The 3,376-nt window shown below is 52.2% G+C and carries 2 rRNA genes; both read right to left on the bottom strand.

Annotated features, from left to right (window positions below):
- Window positions 1–25: 25 nt before the first annotated feature.
- Window positions 26–138, bottom strand: a 5S ribosomal RNA gene (gene rrf, locus WBR68_RS30850).
- Between the two features lie 202 nt (window positions 139–340).
- Window positions 341–3,225, bottom strand: a 23S ribosomal RNA gene (locus WBR68_RS30845).
- Window positions 3,226–3,376 lie beyond the last annotated feature (151 nt).

The raw sequence follows: 3,376 nt of genomic DNA, 5'->3' as shown, positions 1-3,376 counted from the left end.
ACCTGTGGGGTTTTGCGCAATAAAAGCCTGACGATGACCTACTTTCACAGACGTCCGTCCACTATCATCGGCGCGAAGGCGTTTCACTGTCCTGTTCGGGATGGGAAGGAGTGGTACCACCTTGCTATGGTCGTCAGGCGTAACGGGTTGAGCGGCTGCGGGTTAGCGCAACGGCTCCAATCTTGGAAGAAACACAACGTGTGGGTGACCAGAGACAAGCTCGATGGTCACGCACAAGGGGGGTGTAATTGGTGTTGGCTGGCTGCTGACGGGGCAGCCAGATTTTGTATTGAACGACACTTGGAACGCTATATCACCAGGTCATAACCATCAGTGTTATAGGATCAAGCCTCACGAGCAATTAGTATCGGTTAGCTTAACGCATTACTGCGCTTCCACACCCGACCTATCAACGTCCTGGTCTCGAACGACTCTTTAGGGGGATCAAGTCCCCGGGATACCTAATCTTCAGACGAGTTTCCCGCTTAGATGCCTTCAGCGGTTATCTCTTCCGTACTTAGCTACCCGGCAATGCCATTGGCATGACAACCGGTACACCAGAGGTACGTCCACTCCGGTCCTCTCGTACTAGGAGCAGGCTCCGTCAAGTATCCAACGCCCACGGCAGATAGGGACCAAACTGTCTCACGACGTTTTAAACCCAGCTCACGTACCTCTTTAAATGGCGAACAGCCATACCCTTGGGACCGGCTACAGCCCCAGGATGAGATGAGCCGACATCGAGGTGCCAAACACCGCCGTCGATATGAACTCTTGGGCGGTATCAGCCTGTTATCCCCAGAGTACCTTTTATCCGTTGAGCGATGGCCCTTCCATTCAGAACCACCGGATCACTATGTCCTGCTTTCGCACCTGTTCGACTTGTCAGTCTCACAGTCAAGCACGCTTATGCCATTGCACTATCAGCACGATTTCCGACCGTACCTAGCGTACCTTCGAACTCCTCCGTTACACTTTGGGAGGAGACCGCCCCAGTCAAACTGCCCACCATGCACTGTCCCCGATCCGGATAACGGACCAAGGTTAGAACCGCAAACAAACCAGGGTGGTATTTCAAGGATGGCTCCACGTGATCTAGCGACCACGCTTCAAAGCCTCCCACCTATCCTACACAGGCCGGTTCACAGATCAATGCAAAGCTACAGTAAAGGTTCATGGGGTCTTTCCGTCTAGCCGCGGGTAGATTGCATCATCACAAACACTTCAACTTCGCTGAGTCTCAGGAGGAGACAGTGTGGCCATCGTTACGCCATTCGTGCAGGTCGGAACTTACCCGACAAGGAATTTCGCTACCTTAGGACCGTTATAGTTACGGCCGCCGTTTACCGGGGCTTCGATCAAGAGCTTGCACCCCATCACTTAACCTTCCGGCACCGGGCAGGCGTCACACCCTATACGTCGACTTTCGTCTTTGCAGAGTGCTGTGTTTTTAATAAACAGTCGCAGCCACCGATTCTCTGCGACCCCATCATGCTAAGCGCGCAGGCGCTTCACACTACCGGGGTATACCTTCTCCCGAAGTTACGGTATCAATTTGCCGAGTTCCTTCTCCTGAGTTCTCTCAAGCGCCTTGGAATATTCATCCCGTCCACCTGTGTCGGTTTGCGGTACGGTCTCGCACAGCTGAAGCTTAGAGGCTTTTCTTGGAACCACTTCCAATCACTTCGCAAGCAATGCTCGCTCGTGCCATACCCTTGATTTACGCGCCCGGATTTGCCTAAGCGCCATCTTCGATACAGCAACAGGGACATCCAACACCCTGATGATCTTCCGCGATCCGTCCCCCCATCGCACTGTACGACGGTACTGGAATATTAACCAGTTTCCCATCAGCTACGCATCTCTGCCTCGCCTTAGGGGCCGACTCACCCTGCGCCGATGAACGTTGCGCAGGAAACCTTGGACTTACGGCGAGGGGGCTTTTCACCCCCTTTATCGCTACTCATGTCAGCATTCGCACTTCTGATACCTCCAGCAGCCTTTACAAGCCACCTTCGCAGGCTTACAGAACGCTCTCCTACCGCGTGCACTAAAAGTGCACACCCGCAGCTTCGGTTTATCGCTTAGCCCCGTTACATCTTCCGCGCAGGACGACTCGATCAGTGAGCTATTACGCTTTCTTTAAAGGATGGCTGCTTCTAAGCCAACCTCCTGACTGTCTATGCCTTCCCACTTCGTTTCCCACTTAGCGATAATTCGGGACCTTAGCTGGCGGTCTGGGTTGTTTCCCTCTTGAGTCCGGACGTTAGCACCCGGTGCTCTGTCTCCCAAGCTGTACTTGCGGGTATTCGGAGTTTGCCATAGTTTGGTAAGTCGCCATGACCCCCTAGCTATAACAGTGCTCTACCCCCCGCAGTAATACTTGAGGCACTACCTAAATAGTTTTCGGAGAGAACCAGCTATTTCCAGATTTGTTTAGCCTTTCACCCCTATCCACAGCTCATCCCCTAATTTTTCAACATTAGTGGGTTCGGTCCTCCAGCACGTGTTACCGTGCCTTCAACCTGGCCATGGATAGATCATCTGGTTTCGGGTCTACACCCAGCGACTGAATCGCCCTATTCGGACTCGCTTTCGCTACGGCTTCCCTATTCGGTTAACCTTGCCACTGAATGTAAGTCGCTGACCCATTATACAAAAGGTACGCAGTCACCCCACAAGGAGGCTCCTACTGTTTGTATGCATACGGTTTCAGGATCTATTTCACTCCCCTTCCGGGGTTCTTTTCGCCTTTCCCTCACGGTACTGGTTCACTATCGGTCGATCACGAGTATTTAGCCTTGGAGGATGGTCCCCCCATCTTCAAACAGGATTTCACGTGTCCCGCCCTACTTGTCTTACGCTTAGTTCCACACACAAGATTTCATCTACAGGGCTATCACCTGCTACGGCCGGACTTTCCATTCCGTTCGACTATCTTGCATGCTAAAACGTAAAGGCTCTTCCGATTTCGCTCGCCACTACTTTCGGAATCTCGGTTGATTTCTTTTCCTCGAGCTACTGAGATGTTTCAGTTCACCCGGTTCGCTTCCACTAGCCTATGTATTCAGCTAGGGATACCGCATTGCTGCGGTGGGTTTCCCCATTCGGATATCTACGGATCAAAGCTTGTTTGCCAGCTCCCCGTAGCTTTTCGCAGGCTACTACGTCCTTCATCGCCTGTGATCGCCAAGGCATCCACCATATGCACTTAGTCGCTTGATCCTATAACGCTGTAGGCTATAGGACCTGAGTATTAGCGTTTGTGCCGTTCATAAGTTTCAAAGCAGTCTGAGGTTATTCACCCCAGTCTTGAGAACTTGGAACAAAATAATGCAATCACAACCCGTACTTATCTTCCTCGGCTTGCGCCGAG

The sequence above is a fragment of the Achromobacter sp. JD-1 genome, from assembly GCF_038594925.1.
Classification (GTDB): Bacteria; Pseudomonadota; Gammaproteobacteria; order Burkholderiales; family Burkholderiaceae_B; genus Achromobacter; species Achromobacter spanius_C.
Note: the sequence above shows the minus strand (reverse complement) of the source record. Positions and strands in the feature narration are given on the sequence as shown.